The following is a 22228-nucleotide window of genomic DNA, read 5'->3' as shown; positions in this document are numbered from 1 at the left end:
GAGGTAAAGGGGGATGTGCTCGAAAGGAGCGATCGATGTCGCCGGCTGCGGTCAGCTCAGCGCCTGCGTGTGCCCATCGACAACGAGTTCTTGTCCGGTGACGTTGCCGGCAAGGTCACTGGCGGCGAATAGCACCATGTTGGCAATATCGCGGGTCGTGACCATGCGTCCGAGTGCTGCTTGAGCGGTGTAAGCCCGGGTCACTTCTTCCAGCGGTTTGCCCAGCGCTTCGGCCTTCGCGGCAATCACCGCCCGGATGCGGGGACCATCCACGGCACCCGGCAGGATGGCGTTGACTCGGATGCCGTCGCCCCCAAGTTCGATTGCAAGGGTCTTGGTCAGGCCCACGACCGCCCACTTGGACGCGGAATAGGGAGAGCGTCCCGGCATCCCGAGATGACCGGCGGCTGACGCCAAGTTGACGATCGACGGGTCGCTGCCTTTGCGCAAACGCGGGACGGCTTGCCGAATGCACAGAAACTGACCCGTAAGGTTGACGGCCAAGGTGCGCTCCCAATCGGCCAGCGACAGGGTCTCGATACCGCCCGTGGGACCTGCGACGCCGGCGTTATTGACGAGTACATCAAGGCCGCCCAGCTTCTGGTCCACCACGTCGAACAACGACGCGACGGCTTCCTCGCGAGACACATCAGCAATGCAGCCGTACACATCAGGCAACTCCTTCGCGAGCCGATCGAGACTTTCGGGCTGAATGTCACAGACCAGAACCTTCGCGCCGGCCGCAGCGAAGGCGCGGGTGATTTCAAGGCCAATTCCATCGGCGCCAGCAGTCACGAGGACACGCTTGCCGGCCAGGGAGGTTTGATTCCACATTTCGAGAGCTCCAGAAGAATTTCGATTCGGATATAGCTATATTATATCTGTGATCACAGATCTCAAAGACGGGAGATACCCTTATGCCTTATACTTGAGCCATGATTTCTGACCTCGTCACCCCTCTAAAGCGCCAGACGCTGAGCGCGAACGTTTACGAGCAACTGAAGGAACTCGTGATGAGTGGCCAGATGATGCCGGGCGAGCAGTTCTCGCTGCGAAGTACGGCGTTGGCGCTCGGTGTGAGTGTGATGCCCGTGAGAGAAGCAATGCAGCGCTTGGTTGCCGAGCAGGCGCTGGAGGTGACCCCGAACCGGGCGATGCGCGTGCCTACGATGACGGCCAGTCAGTTCCGCGAGATCACGAGGATTCGCGTCAATCTCGAAGGACTGGCAACGGATCAGGCGGCCAGTTCTTGGACGGACGCGGATTTCCGCCGAATCATTCAGTGGGATGAAAGGTTTTCAAGCGAGATGGCAACCGGGAAACCCAATGGCACGCGTCTCATCACCTTCAACAAAGAACTCCATTTCGCGATCTACAGCGCGGCGAAGATGCCTCTTCTCCTTCAGATGATTGAAGCGCTCTGGCTGCGCATCGGCCCCATCCTGAACTACGACCTGCGATCAGGTTCCAGGCGCATCGAGGAGCGAGTAGCGGTATCGCATCATGCCGCCCTCGTCAAAGCGCTGCGGCAACGCGACGGGGCTGCGGCACGCATCGCTTTGCAAGGAGATATTGAAAGCGCGGCAGATTTCATTTTGTCCGCGGGAGGTTTGGTGTCTGCTGATGCGCCCGAGCAGCCCGAACCGCCCGAACCGCTCGCGTCCCGAAAGGCGACGAAACGGCCACGCTCCGTTTTAATGGGCTAATTAAGGCAATTGCTTTATGAGAACAAGCGGTCTTTGACAACTTGGCTCAGAGGCCAGGGTCGCGGCGAAGCGCGCTCAAGCCGAAGAAGCACATCCGTTTTCTGCGCTTTTCTAGGATTCGCCGTGCCTCGCCGATCTGGCGCCGGACACTCGGCTCAAAGAGCTGCGATTATCGCGCACTTCCACAGAGCTCCGTCCCGGTGCGCGATTGCTTTTGGACTTTATCGGATGCAGCTAAGACGAAGCTTGTATCTACCACGAGGTGCACTGCGCGATTTGCCGCGCGTGAGCCGGCTTTGGTTCGTGTTGAAGCCCTTCCCGCTCGCACAAGGAAATTTGTTACTACCTTTGTGCAATGCACCATTTCTCGCGTTGCCGCACGCAGAAAGGCGCCGGCGCGCATTCCACGTCAACTAATTTCGTTATCACTGTACAGTCGGGTTGCAACTAATTTTGTAATGCAATGCGCGACAATGGCCGCGACGCGGCTGCGAACTAGCCGAACGGTACGGTAGTTGACTGGCCTCCTTCGGTCCGGCGCAAACCGGCCGCCTGCCTGATGCGTTCGCGTGATCGGCGGATGCCGCCGCCGTCGCACCGTCGGACCGGGTGCCTAAGCGGTCGGTCGAAGTCGCCATCCAATTCGGATGTCCAAGGTCTCGTCCGCCCACGCTCAATGGCCGGTGTTCGGCGAGCAGATCGCAGGTGGCATTGCCTCTAAGCGGCCAACAAGAGTCATTGACCGCCCGCCCCGCTTGGTCCATCGACCGTCAGTTACGCACCAGCGAGCTGCCGTTCCAGGTCCCTTGTCAGCGTTCCCATTTGCAGACTCTCCAGTTCCGCGGCCTTCCATGTGTCGCCAGCGGAAAAAATGCTGCTATCTTGTACTAACCACTGAAGCGATTGCGGCGGCCGGAGGCAGATATTTTTATCGTGCTCATCAGACATGGGGCCAGGGATAAGCAGTCGGCGGCCCTTGAGACCGACCAGAACCTCAGCTTTTTTGGTGAGGAACGAGTCTTGGCTACTGCGCGCGCCGCGGCGGCGGTTCTGGACGGAAAATCCGTCTTGGTGGCGACCAGCCGGTACAAGCCCGCGACCCGGACGGCGGCAATCATTGCCGGTCAGCTAGACAATGCCGAGGTTGTGGAATGGGACAGCTTGACACCGACGGATAGCGGCGCGGACCTTGGTCCCAAGGTACGCGACGTCGTTAGAAAAAACACCCATGGCGGCTTGGTACTTGTCGGTCACCAGCCGCGCTTGTCGCAGGCGCTAGAGAGGATCACCGGCTCGCCCGCGGGGATCGAACACGGCGAGGGCGTTTGGTTCGAGGCATTCTGGGAACGCCGTAAGATTGCGGCCAAGGGAACGATCGCGAAATTAGATGTCGGAGCCACGTCTTCCCGTACGGGCTCTGCGCAGAACGTCGTTGCCCGAAACCTCTCGCTGATTGTCGACCTTGCTGAGGGGTTAGACACGCTTGCGCAGCTTGAGGCAAAGGACCCTAAGATGGGAGCACGTGTCAAGGACTTTAGCGTTGAGATCAAGCGCGTCTGTGAGCTTGCCTACGATCATATCCTGCAGGTTCTGATCAAGATCTCTGTGTTGAGCACCGTACCGTCAACGGCGGGGCATGAGAAGCTCATGGCCGAGCTTGCGGGTACCCACAATCACGATTGGTTTAAGGATGTAGCGAAGATTTGCGACGCGCTCGCGGCGCTCCGGATTGAGTTCGGCGAAGCACTTTCGGCACACGGTGAAGCGCACAACGAAGAAGGGCTTGCATCGCACTGCGGTCCCTCGGGATTCCAGTTGATGATCGATGCCATTTATGAGGGCGAGCGATCATTCGAGAATGATATTGCTGGGATGGCCTACTCACTGGAGGGTCTGCTACGGAACTCCCAGCGAACCGGCGATATCGGCCCCGCTGCTGATGCCGCGTCCAAATGGCGCCGGCAGATCCAGGATGGACTCGGCCGGCTTCGCGTCGCGGCCAATCGGATCATCGCGTCAGGCAACGAGGGAGCCGAATTACTAGAGGAAAGAGCAGAGGAGGTGCTCCGTGAGGACCCCTATTTCATATTCAAGGCGGCGTCACTGCTGCTGATTGTGCTCTTGGCGGCGGCAACCGTGATTGCGCTTTCAGTGCCTTTTTACATGTTCCCGCTTATCACAGGTTTCGGCCTGACCGGTGTCATTGTCATCAGCGCGCTGCAGCTGAGAGCTTCGGGCAAATTACCCGATGCAGCCTTCCTCAAGCTGATGAAACTGGCGCTGCTCAAATTCTTTGCCCCGCTTACCAAGCGAAAGAAGTCTTAGGTCGGCACCGAGCATTGGGCGATGGATGCAAGTTTCGCTCGAGCGCTCGACCGCCTGGTATTGCCCTTCGGATGCGGCGAGAATCGGCTAGCGTCCATGCGCATGGCCAGCGAAATAAAAAACGAAGGACCGTGATTGGCCTGCCTAAGGCTTTTAATCGTTCTCGGGTCGTGATGGGTGCACTGAGCTTTTCCATTGTTCGCGGAAAGCGAAGCCAACAACCTCAAGCGCACGAGAAAGCTGTTCGCTCAAACCAGGCTGCGCGGCCTCCGATATCAATAACCGTCAATTCTTACATGAGACAGCACCGCCCAACCTGATTGGCAGAATGTGGAGTTCGAGGAGCTAACGCATCTCGCCGCAATGTCGCGGATCGACGGTGACTATCCGACATGACCGTATAGACGCCGATGAAGGCGATGCCATGCTTTCTCGCGGGCATAAGTGTGACTGTGTCAACAAAGGACATGGACCAGTGACCGAATTTACCGATGTGCGTCCGCTGTGGTTCTCTCATCGGCTATGAGCGAAGTAACCTGGTGAACGGCGGTTCAGGGTCGGGTTGCGTCAATCCGCTCTTCAAATTCGTCGCCGGAAAGCGGCCAGTGGATATCCGCTTCCCGGGAGCGGCCAGTCACCAGTGCGTACTCACGACCCTCAGCGGACTTCCGGCACATCGAGGCATCAATGGCTCTTCACGAAGTGCAGCGGACGTTCATCGGGCGATGTTTGCTGACGGGTCATCGGCCGTTTCCAACGTTCAGCTGTCGTCGCCAGTGGGCAGCTTCAAGTCGCTTTCCTGCCGTTCCCACATCGATTGCCGCGAACTGCAGTTCTCCATAAGTGAACGCGTGCCGCCATCGTCGGACCCCCGGGAAGTTTTGAACCGAATGCCACCGCATGATCGCGGCGTCGGTCTTTCTGTCCACGGACAAGTCGATGGATCTGAACCGTTGATGGAGTGGGCCTCAGGTCGAACATATGGCAGCGGTTGCATAAGGCGCGCCGCGCCTGTCAATGCACCGAAGTGACTGGTATCACGGCTGGCACTTCAAGTTGGCTGGGGACAGTTGCACCTCGCGGCATGATCGTTGCGCGGAAAAAGTCGGAAGACCCATTGTTTGGCTGCGCGAATCGGCGCAGACGAATTATCGAACATTCACGCCGCGGCACGGCGGCCGATCTTCTCCTGAAGTGGATCGTCTTCCGCCCGTCGGCATTCCGGAGAAATCATGCGCCGCTCGTTCAACAAAGTTGCCATACCCACCAAAACCATCGGAGCACTTGCAGCTGCAGCGACCGCCGCCGCTATCAGTGCGGTATGGGTCGAGCATCGCGCCCGCAAAGCCGAACGCGACAACCCGCCCGTCGGCCGCTTTGTCGAAGTGGACGGCGTATCGCTCCACTACGTCGACAAGGGCACCGGGCCCGCTGTCGTGCTCCTGCATGGAAATGCCGTACTGTTGCAGGATTTCATCGCCAGCGGGTTGATCGACCGGTTAGCTGAGCGGTACCGCGTGATTGCGTTCGACCGCCCCGGCTACGGGTACAGCGGCCGGCCACGCGACCGACTGTGGACTGCAACGGCTCAGGCAGCGCTGATTCGACAGGCGCTCGTGCAAATCGGCGTCGACCAACCCGTGGTGCTCGGACATTCCTGGGGCACGCTGGTCGCACTGGGTATGGCGGCGGACGCCGCCGCGGACTTACGCGGTCTCGTGCTGGTTTCCGGTTACTACTATCCGACTGCACGCGCCGATGCAGCGCTCGTCGCGCCGGCAGCGCTTCCCATCGTGGGTGATGTCCTGCGTTACACGGTTTCGCCATTGACCGGGCGGCTGTTGTTAAAGCGGACCGTCGAAGCGATGTTCTCCCCGTTGCCCACGCCAGCCGACTTCTTTAACTTTGTCTCTCGGGAAATGATCCTCCGTCCGGTGCAGATCAAAGCGGAGGCCGAGGATGCCGCGTTCATGATTCCCGCCGCAGCACGGTTCAGTGCCCTTTATCCGGACCTCAAGATGCCGGTCAGCATCTTTGCGGGAGTGGATGACAAGGTCATTGATCCTCAAGCGAATTCTGTGCGATTGCATCGTGAAATCGCGCATAGCACGCTCGTCATCGCGCGTGGGGCGGGCCACATGGTGCATTACGCGGTCCCCGCTGAAATCGTCGAGGCGATCGACCTGATGAGCGCGGGACAGTCCGTGGAAACGGGCGATAGCAACGCCTCCATTGACGAGACGTCGGCGGCTGAGAGGTTGCCGGTCACGCCGGCGGAAGCATAACCGGGACTCGTGCGCGCCCACGCTTTCTTGTCCTGTGTGAACAGGGAGTCGTCTGCTGTGAGCAGCTTATGGAGCTTCGTTTGCGAATGACCAGTTCAATTGACTGTGTAATCGTCGGCGCGGGGCCCGCCGGCCTGACCGCCGCCTTATATCTCGCTCGATATCGCCGCTCGGTGAAAGTGTTTGATTCGGGCGAAAGCCGTGCGCGGCTCATCCCGCTTGCGCGAAACGTTCCGGGCTTTCCATCCGGCATAAGCGGCGAGGCCTGGCTGGCTAGTCTGCGCGAGCAGCTCGAACCCTATTTGTTGACGCCCCAGCCAGCTCGGGTCGAGACCATTGAAGCTGCCGACAACGGATTCAGGATCGACTATCGCCCGCTGCCCGGCATCGACGAAGGAGCGGTGCGCTCGGTGCATGCTAGCCGTGTGTTGCTGGCCGCAGGCATTCGGGATGGACTGCCATCGATACCCAACGCGGCGGAACTGACGCGTCGCGGTCTCTTTCGACTCTGCCCCATTTGCGACGGTTACGAGACCGACGGTCAGCGCATCGCAATGCTGGGACCAGCTAAATGTGCGCTATCGCATGCTGTCTTCATGCGAACGTTCTCGCGCGACGTTTCCGTGGTGGCGTCCGACCTCGATGCGTTATCGGGCGCCGAAGTGGATTCGGCTGTCGCCAGTGGTATCGGTCTGATCGAGCTATCGCGACTTGACGAACCCGAAGGTGCCCATCGAGGGGTTCAGATCATCAGTCTCGATGGAGCCGTCCATAGGTTTGACTCTGTTTATCCCGTCATGGGCTGCAATGCTCGGACCGACGTGTTGGGACTGAAAGTGGAGCGGGACGACGACGGAATGGTGCGAACCGACAAACATCAGCGGACTAGCATCCGGCATCTTTACGCGGCTGGCGACATCGTCAATACCCTCAATCAGATCAGCGTTGCCTCGGGCGAAGCGGCCATCGCCGCGACGGAAATTCATCGAAGCCTGCCTCAGAACCCCAGGTGATGCGGCTACGGTGGCTGTTTACTCCTCCGACAAGATTTGTTCAAAATCGTGTTCGGGTTTAGAACCGTGAAAATATCAACGGGCGGTGCATCGATGTAGCGCAAGTGCATGTGTGGGAATCGAGACTAACAGTGCCTGATGCCCGTTAATCGACACAGCACCTGCATCTCAACGCAGGCCTCGTTGGGACAACTTACCGTTGTGCACAATCCGGCTCGCTTTACGCGTCTCGCTCCCCGCTAGCTTTCGCAACGAAGCCTGCGATGCGCAAGGACCATCGTTTCCATCGCTCGACATTTCAACAAACGTATGGCAAGGCAGAATTTGCCCTTGGGAGCGACAATCGCGACCGCAGCTCGCGGACCTGGGCGAACAGTGCCAGTGCTTGGTGAGGCGGAAGCTTCCTCTGTTCGTCACCCCGAAGCAGTCGTGTGAAATACGCGCAAATGGGTTTCGACAACATTGCTTCGCTTTTGGTGACGACTTTACTTTGTTCTACGGCAAGGGCTGTATTAGCCACCGATCCCCCTTGATCTTGCCCTCGAGATAGCTCTTCGCAGCAGACACGAGCAGATCCACCGGGAAACCACCGGCCGCCTACGCGGCCTGCCGGGTCCGGTCCCACACATCCGGGCTGCGCATGGCACCGAGAAAGTCATGGCCCGCCCAGGTCAGGCGCAAAAGCCCACCCCGGTGCCGAATCCGGGACCCGACATGCCGAAGTCCAGCCCTCCCGCATGGATGAAACGGGCCTGCTCCATCAGCGACAGGTGATAGTCGATCTGTTCCGCCGTGTAGCCTTCGATGCTCACCCTGGTGGCGTCAACCACCACCATTCCAGCGGTCGGCACTGGCAGCGTCTCCAGCTTCAGCATCAGCTCGCGGATCAGGTCCATGTCGCGCTTCATTCCTGCTCCCGGCCACGTTCAATGATGTGCTCGCGGTACTTTTCCTTGAAGGCTTTTACGACCGGGTCCACGAAAGGATTGCCCCGATAGGGCGCGGCCCTTTGGTCAATGGCAGCCTCTATCTGTTCGATTGCTGCCTGCACACTGGCCTGATCCCCAGGCACAACCGAGACGGGGGCAATTTCCCCCTTCAACGATTCGAACGCTCGCGACGCGTCCTTCAGTTGTCGCACAAAGCCGTCCAGTCCTTTGATCATTTGTCCATGCTCGTATATCTGATGCGGGACATCATCCTATATATAAACATCAGCGGAAGCCGCAACAGGTCAGTGGCCAAAAAAATCACCGACCCGTCACGACTTCAATTTGTGACGGTAGGAACGCTCGGGATTTGGCGCTTAGCTGGAATGCGGATGGTCGAGCCAGGCCACGATGATCGCGGTGATCGCGGTGATCGCACGGATCGCCGCAACTACGACCTTGGTCCAATCGATCTTCTTCATTTGCTGGTGCCAATAAAAAACCCGCCTCGAGGGCGGGCCAGAAATGCAAAAGGCCGCACGAGGCGGCCTTTTGCGAACAAGCGGGGCGCACGAAGGCCCACTACGACTCGCTAGTTGTCGGGGGATTGCGGCTTGTCTACGGTAGCGCCTGCCGGGCCGGGCGAAATGGTATTAGATTCGTTTTTTATGGAAAACATGGACGAAACTGTCCAAGCGCAATGGTGGTGGTTTTCGTAACGCTTTTCAATATTTTTTTGGTGGTGCAATAGATGCCGACATCGAGAACGTGAAAATAGGCTCAGGCTGCCTAAGCAGTAAAGCAAGTTCGTGTGCGGCTGGAGAGCAAGCGACTGAGAATTGGTCGATGCTGCGGCACCCACAGATTCTTTCGCCTCGAGATACAGCCATAAGAAATCCGCCCTCGCTAGCCAGACATCCGGCTGAACAGATGCAACAGTGCGTCGGGCGCCCCGGCCTTTTGACAGTATCCGTCGAACCCGGCCGCAATTCCGCTTCTCCAGACCGTAGAGGAGCCCTGTGCGGTGAACGCCACAATGACGAGGTCCTCTGTTCGTGGGTCCTGCCGCAACTACCGTGCGACGCTAAACCCGTCCATTCCGGGCATGTTGATATCCAATAAGGCGATGTCAGGTGTCCAGTCAGTAACGGCTCGGGCGGCCTCCTGGCCACTCACGACAAAATGCGTCTCGTACCCCGACAACGAGAGGAACATGGAAATTGCTTCTGCTCCGTCGTAGTAGTCGTCGACAACCAGCACCCGTCGCCGGTCCGTCATGTTTGGAGGCAATCTACGCGGCATCCGGCGTGCGGTGTGAGTGAATGACATATACGGTTATATATCGGCGTCTTTGCGTATATTCTGAAGCGGCTGCTGTTCCTGGCGGGTGTAGAGCCGGAGCCACACCGGGCGGGGGAAACCCAGGGTCAGACGGACAACAGGTGAGCGAGGGACCCAATGACACTCTCAGATTTTATTGAAGCGAACCTCGATGGACTGATCGACGACTGGGCCGACTATGCGCGCGCCATGAGCCCGGAGAACAGCCGTCTCAGTGCAGAGCAGTTGCGTAACTCGGCCCGCGAACTCCTGACGGGGATCGCGGAGGATATGCGAGGGGCGCAAAATCGAACGCAGCAACGCGAAAAGTCGCACGGCGACCGCCCTGACCCCGATTCCGATTTCAACGCGATCGGGCGTAGGCACGCGGACGACCGGCTGGGCCACGGCTTCCAGATAAATGCTCTGATCGCAGAATTTCGTGCGCTCCGGGCCAGCGTCCTGGTTAAATGGCAGCAGGTTTCCCGGCTCGACGCGGCAGCATTTGAGGAGATGATTCGTTTTAACGAGGCGATCGATCAGATGCTTGCGGAGTCGGTCAGGCAGTTCGCGAAGCGCACCGAGCGCGTTCGGGACCTTTTTGCCGGAGTGCTTGCACATGACATGCGCTCGCCAGTAGGGGCGATATCGCATTCAGCGCATGTCCTGCTCCGGGACGAAAATCTGTCGTCCAGCAGCATGCGCGCGGGGGCCAGTATCCAACGTAGCGCCGAACGGGTGAAGGTGATGATTGACGATCTTTTCATTTTCACCCGCACGCGCCTCGGGGACACGCTCCCCGTTGAGCCGACTCAACAGGATTTCGGGCGCATTTGTCTTGACGCAGCCGATGAAGTATGCGCTGCGAGCCCCGACGCACGGATCGAGGTTCAACTGGCGGGCAAGCTCGCCGGCATCTGCGACGGCGCCCGCATGAACCAGCTGGTCGTCAATCTGCTGACGAACGCTGTTCAGCACGGGTCCGGGGCGATCCGTGTGAGAGGTGCTGCTGAGGGTGAGCAGATAATTCTTGCAGTCTCGAGCGGAGGCTCACCGATTCCGGCAAGCGCGCTGGCTACGCTTTTCGATCCACTGACGCGCGCCAGTCCATCACCGGAGCATAAGAGATCTTCTCGCGGCATGGGTCTTGGTCTGTACATTTGCCGATGTATCGCGAACGCCCATAACGGTACGATTGCAGTGGAATCGGACGAGAGCGGAACCACGTTTACGGTCAGCATCCCCCGGTTCCTGACGCCGCCGCCCTGAGCGTGAGCGGCACTGATGTCCCTGGCCTTCGCGGACCATCGTCTGCCGGCTTCCATCGGTCAACATACCGTGCAACTGCGACAGGGAAGTAGAGGGCGGCTGCGTGCACCCACTCGATGCGGTTTGCGTGAGGGAGGAACCCGAGCCGACGGTCTTTAGTCGGATCTGAAAAAACCTGTGAAGCACCGTCTGGCCTGGCGTAGCAGTTGGTTTTCGGATAACCTGGCTCCCAGGAAGATTATCGAAGAGATAAAAATTCTGGGAGTTTTGGCCGATGAGCACACCGGATTTTTTTCGTAGCCGTCTGGACGCGATGATTGATCTGCGCCACCCACTTGCGGTGCTGGCCACGAGGATGCCGTGGGCTGCCATCGAAGCGAGGCTCGCGCCCCTGTTTGAGCGGCGCTCACGCGATGGCCGGTTAAGCGAAGCGGTGGACCTGTTTGGTGTGAGTTCTCAGGAACTGGCCGGTGGCGTCAGTGCGGCCGGACGTCCGCGCCTGCCAGTGCGGCTGATGGTCGGGCTGCTGTATTTGAAGCACACTTATAACGAGAGCGATGAGTCGGTGTGCGAGCGCTGGGCGCAGGACGTGTACTTCCAGTTCTTCTGTGGTGAGGAGTACTTTCAGCCACATCTGCCATGCGACCCGACCAATCTGGTGCGTTTCCGGCAGCAGCTGGGCGAAGTCGGTGTCGAGGAGCTGCTCGCGACGACGATCGCGGCGGCGGTGCAGATGAAGGCGGTGAAGCCGGCCGAATTCGAGCGCGTGATTGTTGATACGACGGTCCAGGAGAAGGCCATTGCGTATCCGACTGACAGCCGTCTGCTGGAGGTGGCGCGGGCCAGACTCGTGCAACTTGCGCAACGCGCTGGTCTTGTATTGAAGCAGACGTACGAACGTGAAGGCAAACGGCTGCGTCGCCGCGCGGGCGGCTATGCGCATGCGAAGCAGTTCAGGCGAGTGCGGCGTGTACTCAAACGTCAGCGCACCGTATTGGGACGGCTACTGCGCGACATCGAACGCAAGCTGTCTGGAGCCTCAGATGAACGGAAGGCACAACTGCGCGTGTGGCTGGAGCGGGCGTGGCGCATTTGTCGCCAACGTCCAAAGGACAAAAACAAGCTTTACGCCCTGCACGCGCCCGAAGTCGAGTGCATCGGTAAAGGCAAGGCGCGCCAGCCCTACGAGTTCGGCGTCAAGGTAAGCCTTGCGATCACGGAAAAACAAGGGCTGATCGTTGGCGCGCGCACGTTCGCGGGCAACCCATACGACGGCCACACGCTGGCAGAACAACTTGAACAGAGCACCATCCTGTTGCAGGATCTGCCCGGTACGCCGCAACCGAAGACCGTGCTGGTCGATCTCGGGTTTCGTGGGGTCGATGACGAGGTATCGTCAGTAAAACTGATTCATCGCGGCAAACACAGGAGCCTGACGGGCACGCAGCGACGCTGGCTAAAACGGCGGCAGGCGATCGAACCGATCATCGGCCATGTGAAGCATGATCACGGCATGCGGCGTTGCTGGCTTAAAGGGAAGGCCGGCGATGCGCTACACGCGGTACTGTGTGCTGCGGGGTACAACCTGCGATGGTTGCTGCGCGCAATCGTCCGTCTGGGCCTGGCTCCCGTATTTTTTATCCTCGCGACGCTGCAGTGGCTCGTCACTGTCACGCTCACGCCAGCACCGGCTTGCTGGAACGGTCTGCAAAGGCACTGATTCCCTTCGTTGACATCCAGGCGTTCCACTGCCTCGCCGCGCAGACGGAGACTGTGGCCTCATTGGCCCCATGAAGTCGCGCTGAAGCGCAAACTGAATTTTTCAGGACCGACTCTTTACTTCGCGGTGCTGCCAGCGAACATTCAGTATACCGAGGCCATGCCCGGTGGCCGGTGCTTGAAGCGTCGGTGCACCCAGTAATACTGCTCGGGAATCTTGGCGACCTGTTCCTCAAGGAACGCATTCATGCGGCGCGCGTCGACCACATCGCTCCCCGATGGGAAGTCGGCGAGTGGCTCGAAAATCGTCAACTTATACCCTTGATAGTTCGGGAGCACCTCGGTCACGAAGGGAACCACCCGCGCGCGCCCCAGTCTGGCGAGACGCGAAACGGCTGTGAGCGTGCAGGCGGGAACGCCGAAGAAAGGAACAAAAACAGAGTTGTCAACGCCGTGGTCCATATCCGCCGCGAGCATGACCGGTATCCCCGAACGCAACAATCCCACGATTTTTCTGGCACTTGTCGAGCGCTCGATCATTTCCGCGCCAAATCTGCCGCGTTGCCGCTTGGCCAGGTCGCATAGGGCCGTGCTTGACATACGCGTATACAGTGAGGCGACGGGGCGGTAAGTCGAATAGACCATGCAGCCAACCTCAATGCCCACGAAGTGAAAGCCCATGAAGATGGTGGGGGCGGCTGCAGCGTCATTGAGATCGATCTGGCTTTCAATCTGGACGATATCGCGGATCGACTGCGCACTGCCAAACCACTGGATGCCTCGCTCAAGATAGCTGCGAACAACATGCCGGAAGTGAGCTCTTGCGAGCTTCTGCTGTTCGCGGCGAGTCATGCCAGGGAAGCAAAGCCCCAGGTTCACCAGGACGATATGCTTGCGGCGGCTCGGAAGCGCATACAACGCAGTGCCGACAACCATCCCGAGCCTTGCGACGAACGGGTAAGGAAGTACGGAAAGCGTGCGTAGCAATGCCAAGATGAGCGCCATGCTGAGCCGTTTCAAGCTTGTCTCCTTGGGGGGGGGTGACACAAAGGCTGGCCACCCGGCGAGCCGACTTGCGGTGATTACCGCGCGGGTCCGGAAACTGCCTGCCGCGGCAGGTTCACTGTAAAGACAGTCTCCTGTTCGTCGGACCGCACGTCGATCCTGCCGCCGTGTGCTGCGGTGATCTCGCGGGCGATGTACAGTCCGAGCCCGAGATTGGCGCCCTGCCGGGCTCCGGCATCCGGGCCACGCTGGAGCGGTTCAAACATCCTTTGCTGCAGCGATGGTTCGATGGCGGCACCGGCATTTCTCACTTTGGACCGGACCTCCGTCTCGTCGGCTGTCAGCACCACCCGCACCGGCATGTCCGGCGCCCCATACCTGATTGCATTCACGACCAGGTTGCCCAGCACCTGCTGCAGGCGCAGACCGTCCCAGACACCCCGCACGCTGACAGGCGCCTCCAGCACGATCCGGCGGTCGGGATGGGCCGCACGCAGCTGGTCCATCTCATCGGCACAAACCGCCGCCAGGTCGACGTCGGCCGGCGCGATCCTGATTCCCAGACCCAGCTCGGTGCGGTTGAAGTCGCACAGATCGTCCAGCAGCGCCTGCATCCGGGCACCGGTCCGGATCAGACGGTCGGCGGCCGCCGATACACCTTCACCCGCACTCATCCTGACGAGATATGCAGCCGTCGCCTGGATGGTCTGCAGCGGGCTGCGCATGTCGTGGCCGAGCATCCCGAGAAACAGGTTGCGCGCCCGCTCGACCTCGGCGCTGAAAGAACGGACCGATTCGGCAATCGCCTGGTCCATCGCTTCATTGAAGCGGATGATGTCATTTACGTGGGGGCCTTCAGGCTGGCAATCATCCATCCACAACTGCAGCACGCTGGCGCGCAGCGCGCGATACTCGGCGGCCAGCTGGTTGATGTCAAAACCGCTTTGCGCGCGCAGAATGGCGTGCGTCTGTGCCGCTGTCTCCGGCGCATCGGTCAGCTGCGGGGCAAGTCCCCATGCCTTCTGCGATTGCGCTTCCCGGGTCTGCGAGGTCGACAGGTCGGCCACCATTGCCTGAAGCAGCGGCTTGGCATGGTCGCACAAGGCGAGGGAGTCCATGCTTGCCGCCGCTGGCAGCAGGGTCACGGCAAACGCCTCCCATTGCGTCAGGATGCGCTCCATATTGCGCACAATGAAATCAGCCAGTCGCATGTCATTCCTTGAAAAAGCAAAACTTCCGCTGAGGCTCCACGCGCGGGTTCATCGTAGCCGTCGTATGCACCGGTTTGCGGGGTATAACGTCCAGTGAAACGCCTACCCGCAGGCCATCCACCTGGCGCAGGCGGTCATTTTACCAATGCAAGTCGCGCCTACCACTGCATTGCCAACGCATCCCGATCCATAACAGCCACCTGACCATGTGGTTTTTTGCCTGTCATCGCGACGCGGGTACCGCGACCGGCAACAGCACTGGGGATCTGGGGAGCCAGCAAAGCCGCCCGCGCCTACGTCACCGTGCCCAGCGTTCGCACGAGATCGGCCAGCCGGTACGGTTTATGGAGAAATGCGAACTCGTCCAGCTGGCCGTGCTGTGCCCTGAGGGCGGGAAGGGGGTATCCCGAGGCAAGCACGATCCTGACATCCGGCCGAAGGTCGCGCGTCGAACGCGCGAGCTGGATGCCATCGATTCCCCGGGGCATCACGACGTCGGTGAACAGGACGTGGATATCGTCGCGACGACTCAGCGCGTCCATTGCCTCAGATCCGTTGCTCGCGGTCAGCACCTCGTAGCCGAGGCTGCGGAACAGCGCCGCCGTCGCGTCCAGCAGATCCGGTTCGTCCTCCACGACCAGCACCGTATCCAGTGCCGGGCCGGTCAACGTGTCCGCGTCGCCAGATGTGTCCTTCGCGACCGGCAGATAGATGCTGACGACCGTGCCCTGGCCCGCCTCACTGCGGATCAGCACGTCGCCGCCGGACTGCGCAATGAAGCCGTAGACCTGGCTCAGGCCCAGGCCGGTGCCCTTGCCCACCTCCTTGGTGGTAAAGAACGGTTCAAACGCACGGGCCGCAACCTCGGGCGCCATCCCCGAGCCGGTGTCCGCGACGGACACCCTGACGTACGGGCCCGCCGCCAGCGCTTCCACGGTCCCTTCGCCCAGTTCGGCGTTCTCGACGGCGATGACAATCTTTCCGCCCTCTGGCATGGCATCGCGCGCATTGACGACCAGGTTCAGCAGCGCGGACTCGAACCGCGCGACATCGAGCAGCACCGGCCGGGGCCCGGGCTCCTGCCTGACTTCAAGCTCGATCATGCCGTCCGCGGCCCGGCGAAGGACCGCCTCGATGCCACGGATCACGGCGTTCAGATTGCATTTCTCGACCTTGAGCGGCTGCTGGCGTGCAAACGATAGCAACTGCTGTGTCAGTGTCGCGCCGCGGGCGACCGCGCGATGCATGGTTTCCAGCATCCTGAGACCGGCGTGGTCCTGCACACGCAGCGAAAGCACATCCAGTCCGTTGGACATCACCGCCAGCAGGTTGTTGAAGTCGTGGGCGACGCCACCGGTCAGCTGGCCCAGCGATTCCATCTTCTGTGACTGGAAGAGGGCAGCGTTGGCGCGCTCGAGGGCCTCCGCTGCCTGTTTGCGCTCGGTCACGTCGCGCGTCACGTTGGCAAAGCCCACAAGTTCGCCGGCTTCATCGCGGATTGCGTCGACCACCACATGTGCCCAGAAGCGCGAGCCGTCCTTGCGGACGCGCCAGCCCTCCTGCTCAAACCGGCCTTCTGCCGCGGCGGTTGACAGCGTCCGGGCAGGCGCCCCGCGGGCGCGATCTTCCCCGGTATAAAAGCACGAGAAATGTTTGCCGAGAATTTCGTCGTGCTTGTAACCTTTGATGCGCTCGGCGCCGGCATTCCAGTTAGTCACCTCACCCGCTGGCGATAGCATGAAGATCGCGTAGTCGGTGACCCCCTGAACCAGCAGCCGGAACTGCTCCTCGCTTTTACGCAGCGCTTCCTGGGCGGCCTTTCGCTCGGTAATGTCGCGTGTGACCTTGGCAAACCCGATGAGCCTGCCGGAATCGTCGCGCAGCGGATCGATCACCACGCTTGCCCAGAACTGGCTGCCGTCCCTGCGCACGCGCCAGCCCTCGTCCTCGAATTTCCCTTCGGCCAGGACGGTGCGCAGGGCAAGCGCCGGTCGACCGGCATTGCGTTCCTTTTCTGGATAGAACACGGAAAAGTGCTGGCCGATGATTTCATCCGCGGCATAGCCCTTGAAGCGTTGCGCCCCCGCATTCCACGTTTTGATGAAACCATCCGTATCGAGCATGAAAATTGCGTAGTCCCTGACGCCTGCCACGAGAAGCTGGAAAGACTGTTCTTCGGAACTTTCTCCGGGGGGCGGGTTACGGTGTCATGGTGTTGTGTGGGTAGCGCCCGGTCAGCGGTTCGGCCACGCGTGGGTACATAGGTCTCTGGCCCAGATGCCCGCAAGACTCGCGCCAGCTCGGTGCATCATACGCACTTCAAACCGCCGGCGGGACGCCTCTGGAGCCAGGCAGGTCCCGTGGTTAGCCAGGGGAACCGGCCACCACCCTACATCAAACGGACAAACACGAGGAAGACAATCATGACCGAGCGACTGGTCGACGTGATGGATGGCAGCGGCAATGTCCTGCATACCTACGTGATTACGCTGAGCGAGTCGGGCAGTGCTGACGATTGCGCATACCAGGCCAAGGCGCTGGAAGCCGCAGCGCACGGGCGCCTTGTGCCGGACGCCAAACTCGGCACCCTGACGGCCAGAATGCACACGGGTCGTGGCGGTCAGATGGCGCCATACGGCGATGACCTGCAGGGAAATTCGGAAACCAGACAAGGTCTGGAGCAAGCTGTCCGGGAACGCGCTTATCTGCTCTGGGAGAAAGAAGGACGACCTGATGGGCGCGCCGAGGAATACTGGCATCGCGCGCTCGACGAGCATCTTCGGGAGCGGGCCTACGTCCTGTGGCAGCAGGAAGGAAGTCCCGAAGGGAGACAGGATGAATACTGGCGTCGGCTTGTCGAGTTCCAGGCCCAATGATTCCCCCTGCCGGGGAAAATCCGGTGTGTACGGAACGGACGGCGGATAAGCATGTGACGACATCCGCCTGGACCGGTCGAGTGGATTCGTCCAGGCTTCGCCGAACCGTTGCTATTCGAATTGGCGACAGGCTTTCGCTCAAAAGCCTGTCCCGGCCTGACACGTAATTGCGCCGCCGGAGCCTCTGATTAAACAGGAGCGCATTACGAAAAGCATTGACAGCCCCCCGCCCACACTATATTGTGAACTTCGAAATATTCAAGAAGCTCGATTGCTGATCACCATTTTCCGCCTCCTCTGCGCGGTACTCGCTGTCCTCTCTTCTTCCTTGAAGTTTTTGTCGCTCCGCACCGGAGCTGTTATTTTTTATTTCAGGGAATTCTCATGGATACCGGTACTGTCAAATGGTTCAACGATAGCAAGGGCTTTGGCTTCATTACTCCTGACGCTGGCGGCGACGATCTGTTCGCTCACTTCTCGGAAGTTCGCGGCGACGGCTTCAAGACGCTCGCCGAAAACCAGAAGGTGAGCTACGAGACCAAGCGCGGCCCGAAGGGCATGCAGGCCGCAAATATCTCGCCGCAGTAAAGCATTTCAGGGGCCGGTCTACCGGCCCTTTGCTGTTAGCTTGACTAGCATCCTCGCGGAGCCTTGCGCTCCCGAACTGATCGCCGGGTTTCGCCCTGTGCATCATCTGTCTTTCGACACGATCCGTCTCGCACCATTTTATGAATTCATTTCGCCTGTACGACCTGATGTCGTGCGGTCGGTTATCGCTTATGCAAAATAATAAACACATTCACCATTACATCGGTTATTCAATTTCCCCGTCGGCTCACCGGTTACCTGACGGCTGGTTCGCCGCAAACCTGCTGCTCACAAGAGGGGACGCCCGCAGTGCTGAGCCGGTTTCCTACCAGTTTGATGCGCTCGACTATTTCGATAGCGAAACGCAGGCTCTGGGGCACGCTACGGCATGGGCGCGCGGCTGGGTCGACACTCGCGGTTAAACCGGCGTGGCCTGCACCGCATGAGCGGCGCTGCCTGGCGCTCCCCGCTCCTATCAGAGTCTCTTTCCGGCGTATTATGTGCGTCGCAACAGGCCGGAGGTCGCCCGGCGCAATCTCATGGCGCCCCACGATGCTGTGTCCACGTACCGGTGTCGCGAGGACCCGTACCTACGTCAACCAGATTGTGGTGAGACGTCGTACTGAAGAACCGCGAAGATCTCGGGCCCACGCCTCGCCTTCCTCAAATGCACTCATATCGCCAGGCTGGATCGCTTGATCTGCGCAGCGGTATTCCCGTCATTCCCATCAAGGAGCAGAGATGGCTTTACTGGTCATGCAGGTCGCAGTGAGCGGAGAACTGGTGGAGGTGTTCGAGAAGCCGGTTGATGATGTCGACGGACACCGGATGCTCGCCTGCGCAACTGAGGACGAGCGGGTGATTCATCGCGCCGGCCAGATCCTCGAAGACGGTGAAGTCTGGATCGATCTCATCGACAGGGACGGCGAGACGCTGTTCGATCAGGTGGCATGTTTTCACCGGTCAGACGCCGCCGACGCGCTGCAGGTTCATTTCGGCATGAATCCCGAGGTCGTGAAAGACTGTCTTTCAAAGTCCAATGTTGCCTCGCTGTATGCCAGGCATCGCGTAGCTTCCCAGGCCTACTTCCGCAAGATTGATCGCCTCGTCGACTGCTCGATGGTGAGTTCCAGACAAAGCAATCGCCGCCGGGTGGGCGACGCCAGCGTCATGGATCTCGTGATCGAGCTTCGCAGACGGCTGGACGGCGCGGACACCGCGCTCGCGCTGAATGAGCTGCCGACGCCCGTACAGACCGCGGCTGGGCAACTGAACGAAGCGGCGAAGTCCTACGCGAGTGCTGTTCAGCAACTGTAAAGCGTTATTCGGGGCGCAGCTGAAATGAAGGGAGGCTGGCGAGATGCAAAGAACCGTGAGCTATCGCGGGCTCGGGATTTACATTGAGTTGCGACCCACATCGAAAGACATGTTCGAACCGTGGCTCCGCATTGACGGGGCGCCCCGGAATTCGGGGACTGCCGCGTTTGGCAGACTGATCCAGGTTCGCGGAGGCCCGTATTCACGTCGTTGGGCTTACCTTGTTGGGGCGATAGCTGGGCAGGCGTCAATCGGCCTCATGCTCGGTCCGGAAAGGTGGCTTTGACATGCCCGCAGACACGCGCGGTTTCACGCTGCACCTCGCCTGAGACGGGGCGAGAGAAGCACGGGCGAAATTCTTTAAAGGAATGCCTTATGGACGAACGGAAACGCGAGAGCATGATTGCCTATCTCCGCCACCGCATGGATGACTTCAGCATCAGCCCGGATGACCTCGCTTCCTTCCTGGCGACGGAGCCTGCAGGACCGGATATCGGTCGCTACCGTAGCGCGGGTGGTGATACCTGGAGCGGTGAAGGCGAGGTGCCTCAATGGCTCAGACAGGCTATTAGCGCGGGACAATCCATCGGGCACTTTGAGCTGCCGTGCGGAGCGCTCGCTCAACCGGCAACGCAGACCGGTGCGGACTGGAAAAACGACCCCTTCGCCGGAAGCACCCTCGCGCGGTCAAATGAGCGCTAGGCAATATGGCCCCTTCACTCGTTCTGCTCGTCAAGATCTTTGCTCGAGGAAGTAGATCCTTCCGTATCCGGTTTGGAAGTCTGGTCCTTGCCCGACTCGGTTGTTGAAACGTCAAGCTCATCAAGCACCCTGTCGATCTTTTCGTTATCGCCTTCATCGAGTGCTCGCTGCGCGGCCTCGTCCGAGGTGAGTCCATCCGCCGTGCCTGCGTCGCCCGATTGCGGTCTATTTCCGGAATCGCCACGCTCGTTCCTGATCGTTTGCGCCATAGCACCTCCTTATAAATGAACGGGGCCGCCCATGTACGCCCCCAAAATGGAGCACGCATCGGGCGTTCCCGCTACGAACTGATGCCCGCCACCTGGGTCCATCAGCCGAATCAACGGGCTGACATAACACCTGTCTCCACGGGCGGACGCGACCGGTTGCGGCCGCTTTTGAGCGCCGTGGCGACATTCGAAGAAATTAACCGAAGAGCAGAAACGGGTCGGGAGTACCCAGTGGCGACTGGCCGCTTCAGGGCAGCGAAATACCACCGGCCGCTTTCCGACGATGAGTTTGAAGAGCGGACTGACGCAGCGCGACCGAGATGGAATGGACACCGCCCTCCCTCCGGGGAATTGGGCCGATAGAGGGCCTCCAGGACCGAACGGCATCAATGTGCCAAAGTGGGAGTTGCGACACAACCACTTAAGGAACGGAGGCCCCAGATGAATGCTACGACATACGGACTCGATATTGCAAAGCGGGTGTTCCAGATGTACTGGGTCGACGCCCAAACTGGCGAGATCGCGAATCGGAAGTTCGGACGCGACGATTTAATTGCATTTCTGGCGCAGCGCCCCGCTGGTCGCGTCGCCCTCGAAGCTTGCGGAAGTGCTCACTGGTGGGCGCGCAAGATTCGCGCGCTCGGACACGAGGTGGTGCTATTACACGCCCAATTCATTCGACCTTTCGTGCAAACGAACAAGACTGACGCGGCGGACGCCCGGGCAATCTGGACTGCGGTGCAGCAACCCGGCATGCGCACAGTTGCCGCCAAGACAGAGGATCAGCAAGTGATGCTAAGCCTTCATCGTATGCGCTCGTTGCTCGTCAAGTTTCGAACGATGCAGATAAATCAGCTGCGTGGGTTGCTGTATGAATTCGGCGTTACGTTTCGCGCAGGACGCGTAGCAGGACTCGACGAGATCAGGGAGCGCATGGCAGAACTCGAAGACACCCTGCCAAGATCGATACTTCTTAACCTTCTCGAACAATTGCGTCGCATCAACCTGTTTGAGGAGGACATCGATCAACTTGAGAAGCGGATTGGCGCCTGGCAGAAACACGAAGCGGCATGTCGTGCGATCTCCGAAGTGCCGGGTATCGGCCGCCTGACTGCAACGGCGTTGGTAGCTACAATTGGAGATGCGAAGACATTCAGGTCGGGGCGCGAGTTCGCTGCGTTTCTGGGACTTGTTCCTCGTCAGAATGGTACCGGAGGAAAGATACGGCTGGGCTCGATCTCCCGACGTGGCGACCCATACTTGCGTACGTTGCTGATACATGGGGCGCGTTCTGTTCTGTGTCACACCAAGGTACCAACCGCATGGCAAAAGGCAATACAGGTGCGACGTCCAGCAAATGTAGCAACAGTGGCCATGGCGAACAAAATGGCACGAATCGCTTGGGCGATCCTCGCTCACGGGACTTCGTATGAAGCGCATCATGTGAGCAACAGACCTGCATAACAGGACGAGCACTTTGAATCGTTGTGGAACTGGTAGGTTGCTAAGGTTGATTTCAATGTGATGGCGAGACAGGTCGGACCGCAGGAACGCAAACCTGAACACAGTCTTGTGCTTCAAGCACGTGACCGAGATGAGGACGTTCCTGGCGAATTCCATCAGGGCCCGCAGCTTCGGCTTGCAAAAGGCCGCATATAAGACCGCAGCCGATACCTTGTTCACGTATCACAAAG

20 protein-coding genes are annotated in these 22228 nt (G+C 59.7%); 12 read left to right on the top strand and 8 right to left on the bottom strand.

Annotated elements, in window-relative coordinates:
• Positions 1-51: 51 nt before the first annotated feature.
• Positions 52-834, bottom strand: a complete 783-nt coding sequence (locus RW095_RS02475) for an SDR family oxidoreductase (protein ID WP_317016229.1) — start codon at positions 832-834, stop codon at positions 52-54.
• A 101-nt stretch (positions 835-935) separates the two neighbouring features.
• Between RW095_RS02475 and RW095_RS02470 the strand changes: the two genes are divergently transcribed.
• From RW095_RS02470 to RW095_RS02455, 4 genes are all read left to right on the top strand, one after another.
• A complete protein-coding gene (locus RW095_RS02470; protein WP_317016228.1) occupies positions 936-1706 on the top strand; it encodes a GntR family transcriptional regulator in 771 nt (256 codons plus the stop codon).
• Between the two features lie 933 nt (positions 1707-2639).
• On the top strand, positions 2640-4031 hold the full coding sequence (locus RW095_RS02465; RefSeq protein ID WP_317016226.1) for a hypothetical protein: 1392 nt from the start codon (positions 2640-2642) through the stop codon (positions 4029-4031).
• Positions 4032-5263: 1232 nt separating this feature from the next.
• Positions 5264-6316, top strand: coding sequence for an alpha/beta fold hydrolase (locus RW095_RS02460; RefSeq protein WP_317016224.1), 1053 nt, complete (start codon positions 5264-5266; stop codon positions 6314-6316).
• 68 nt (positions 6317-6384) lie between these two features.
• Positions 6385-7329, top strand: coding sequence for an NAD(P)/FAD-dependent oxidoreductase (locus tag RW095_RS02455; protein WP_317016223.1), 945 nt, complete (start codon positions 6385-6387; stop codon positions 7327-7329).
• A gap of 671 nt (positions 7330-8000) precedes the next feature.
• On the opposite strand, the gene RW095_RS02450 is transcribed toward RW095_RS02455, so the two are convergent.
• The 3 genes from RW095_RS02450 to RW095_RS02440 form a co-directional block, all read right to left on the bottom strand.
• Positions 8001-8237: a DUF2513 domain-containing protein gene (locus tag RW095_RS02450; RefSeq protein ID WP_317016221.1), complete on the bottom strand. Its 237-nt coding sequence runs from the start codon at positions 8235-8237 to the stop codon at positions 8001-8003.
• Positions 8234-8494: a hypothetical protein gene (locus RW095_RS02445; protein WP_317016219.1), complete on the bottom strand. Its 261-nt coding sequence runs from the start codon at positions 8492-8494 to the stop codon at positions 8234-8236. The genes RW095_RS02450 and RW095_RS02445 overlap by 4 nt, the downstream gene beginning before the upstream one ends.
• A gap of 835 nt (positions 8495-9329) precedes the next feature.
• Positions 9330-9536: a response regulator transcription factor gene (locus RW095_RS02440; protein ID WP_317016218.1), complete on the bottom strand. Its 207-nt coding sequence runs from the start codon at positions 9534-9536 to the stop codon at positions 9330-9332.
• 180 nt (positions 9537-9716) lie between these two features.
• On the opposite strand from RW095_RS02440, the gene RW095_RS02435 reads away from it, so the two are divergent.
• Positions 9717-10847, top strand: a complete 1131-nt coding sequence (locus RW095_RS02435; RefSeq protein WP_317016216.1) for a sensor histidine kinase — start codon at positions 9717-9719, stop codon at positions 10845-10847.
• 274 nt (positions 10848-11121) lie between these two features.
• Positions 11122-12567, top strand: coding sequence for an IS5 family transposase (locus tag RW095_RS02430; RefSeq protein WP_317015988.1), 1446 nt, complete (start codon positions 11122-11124; stop codon positions 12565-12567).
• Positions 12568-12710: 143 nt separating this feature from the next.
• Here RW095_RS02430 and RW095_RS02425 read toward each other — a convergent pair whose 3' ends face one another.
• The 3 genes from RW095_RS02425 to RW095_RS02415 form a co-directional block, all read right to left on the bottom strand.
• Positions 12711-13586 (bottom strand): lipid A biosynthesis lauroyl acyltransferase, encoded by an 876-nt coding sequence (locus RW095_RS02425; protein ID WP_317016215.1) that lies wholly within the window; start codon positions 13584-13586, stop codon positions 12711-12713.
• A 62-nt stretch (positions 13587-13648) separates the two neighbouring features.
• Complete coding sequence (locus RW095_RS02420) at positions 13649-14782, bottom strand: sensor histidine kinase (protein WP_317016213.1); 1134 nt, start codon at positions 14780-14782, stop codon at positions 13649-13651.
• Between the two features lie 293 nt (positions 14783-15075).
• On the bottom strand, positions 15076-16905 hold the full coding sequence (locus RW095_RS02415; protein WP_317016212.1) for a hybrid sensor histidine kinase/response regulator: 1830 nt from the start codon (positions 16903-16905) through the stop codon (positions 15076-15078).
• A 300-nt stretch (positions 16906-17205) separates the two neighbouring features.
• Between RW095_RS02415 and RW095_RS02410 the strand changes: the two genes are divergently transcribed.
• The 5 genes from RW095_RS02410 (at position 17206) to RW095_RS02390 (ending at position 20265) form a co-directional block, all read left to right on the top strand.
• Entirely contained in the window at positions 17206-17658 is a 453-nt protein-coding gene (locus tag RW095_RS02410; protein ID WP_317016210.1) for a DUF2934 domain-containing protein, read from the top strand.
• A gap of 384 nt (positions 17659-18042) precedes the next feature.
• A complete protein-coding gene (locus RW095_RS02405) occupies positions 18043-18246 on the top strand; it encodes a cold-shock protein (protein ID WP_025527573.1) in 204 nt (67 codons plus the stop codon).
• A gap of 191 nt (positions 18247-18437) precedes the next feature.
• Positions 18438-18668: a hypothetical protein gene (locus RW095_RS02400; RefSeq protein WP_317016705.1), complete on the top strand. Its 231-nt coding sequence runs from the start codon at positions 18438-18440 to the stop codon at positions 18666-18668.
• Positions 18669-18987: 319 nt separating this feature from the next.
• Positions 18988-19563, top strand: a complete 576-nt coding sequence (locus RW095_RS02395) for a hypothetical protein (RefSeq protein ID WP_317016207.1) — start codon at positions 18988-18990, stop codon at positions 19561-19563.
• Positions 19564-19938: 375 nt separating this feature from the next.
• Positions 19939-20265 (top strand): H-NS family nucleoid-associated regulatory protein, encoded by a 327-nt coding sequence (locus RW095_RS02390; protein WP_317016205.1) that lies wholly within the window; start codon positions 19939-19941, stop codon positions 20263-20265.
• 14 nt (positions 20266-20279) lie between these two features.
• Here the strand turns inward: RW095_RS02390 and RW095_RS02385 are convergent, their stop codons facing one another.
• Positions 20280-20534: a hypothetical protein gene (locus tag RW095_RS02385; RefSeq protein ID WP_317016204.1), complete on the bottom strand. Its 255-nt coding sequence runs from the start codon at positions 20532-20534 to the stop codon at positions 20280-20282.
• A gap of 441 nt (positions 20535-20975) precedes the next feature.
• Here RW095_RS02385 and RW095_RS02380 point away from each other — a divergent pair, with 441 nt between their 5' ends.
• Positions 20976-21998, top strand: coding sequence for an IS110 family RNA-guided transposase (locus RW095_RS02380; protein WP_317016202.1), 1023 nt, complete (start codon positions 20976-20978; stop codon positions 21996-21998).
• Positions 21999-22228 lie beyond the last annotated feature (230 nt).

It is taken from the genome of Paraburkholderia kirstenboschensis (assembly GCF_032806925.1).
GTDB lineage: Bacteria > Pseudomonadota > Gammaproteobacteria > Burkholderiales > Burkholderiaceae > Paraburkholderia > Paraburkholderia kirstenboschensis.
Note: the sequence above shows the minus strand (reverse complement) of the source record. Positions and strands in the feature narration are given on the sequence as shown.

Coding starts and splice junctions, on each gene's coding strand:
- RW095_RS02440 (WP_317016218.1), bottom strand. CDS start 9,536: ATGACGGACCGGCGACGGGTGCTGGTTGTCGACGACTACTACGACGGA.
- RW095_RS02460 (WP_317016224.1), top strand. CDS start 5,264: ATGCGCCGCTCGTTCAACAAAGTTGCCATACCCACCAAAACCATCGGA.
- RW095_RS02435 (WP_317016216.1), top strand. CDS start 9,717: ATGACACTCTCAGATTTTATTGAAGCGAACCTCGATGGACTGATCGAC.
- RW095_RS02380 (WP_317016202.1), top strand. CDS start 20,976: ATGAATGCTACGACATACGGACTCGATATTGCAAAGCGGGTGTTCCAG.
- RW095_RS02450 (WP_317016221.1), bottom strand. CDS start 8,237: ATGAAGCGCGACATGGACCTGATCCGCGAGCTGATGCTGAAGCTGGAG.
- RW095_RS02395 (WP_317016207.1), top strand. CDS start 18,988: ATGGCTTTACTGGTCATGCAGGTCGCAGTGAGCGGAGAACTGGTGGAG.
- RW095_RS02385 (WP_317016204.1), bottom strand. CDS start 20,534: ATGGCGCAAACGATCAGGAACGAGCGTGGCGATTCCGGAAATAGACCG.
- RW095_RS02420 (WP_317016213.1), bottom strand. CDS start 14,782: ATGCGACTGGCTGATTTCATTGTGCGCAATATGGAGCGCATCCTGACG.
- RW095_RS02430 (WP_317015988.1), top strand. CDS start 11,122: ATGAGCACACCGGATTTTTTTCGTAGCCGTCTGGACGCGATGATTGAT.
- RW095_RS02455 (WP_317016223.1), top strand. CDS start 6,385: ATGGAGCTTCGTTTGCGAATGACCAGTTCAATTGACTGTGTAATCGTC.
- RW095_RS02390 (WP_317016205.1), top strand. CDS start 19,939: ATGGACGAACGGAAACGCGAGAGCATGATTGCCTATCTCCGCCACCGC.
- RW095_RS02410 (WP_317016210.1), top strand. CDS start 17,206: ATGACCGAGCGACTGGTCGACGTGATGGATGGCAGCGGCAATGTCCTG.
- RW095_RS02400 (WP_317016705.1), top strand. CDS start 18,438: ATGCAAAATAATAAACACATTCACCATTACATCGGTTATTCAATTTCC.
- RW095_RS02405 (WP_025527573.1), top strand. CDS start 18,043: ATGGATACCGGTACTGTCAAATGGTTCAACGATAGCAAGGGCTTTGGC.
- RW095_RS02415 (WP_317016212.1), bottom strand. CDS start 16,905: ATGCTCGATACGGATGGTTTCATCAAAACGTGGAATGCGGGGGCGCAA.
- RW095_RS02445 (WP_317016219.1), bottom strand. CDS start 8,494: ATGATCAAAGGACTGGACGGCTTTGTGCGACAACTGAAGGACGCGTCG.
- RW095_RS02475 (WP_317016229.1), bottom strand. CDS start 834: ATGTGGAATCAAACCTCCCTGGCCGGCAAGCGTGTCCTCGTGACTGCT.
- RW095_RS02470 (WP_317016228.1), top strand. CDS start 936: ATGATTTCTGACCTCGTCACCCCTCTAAAGCGCCAGACGCTGAGCGCG.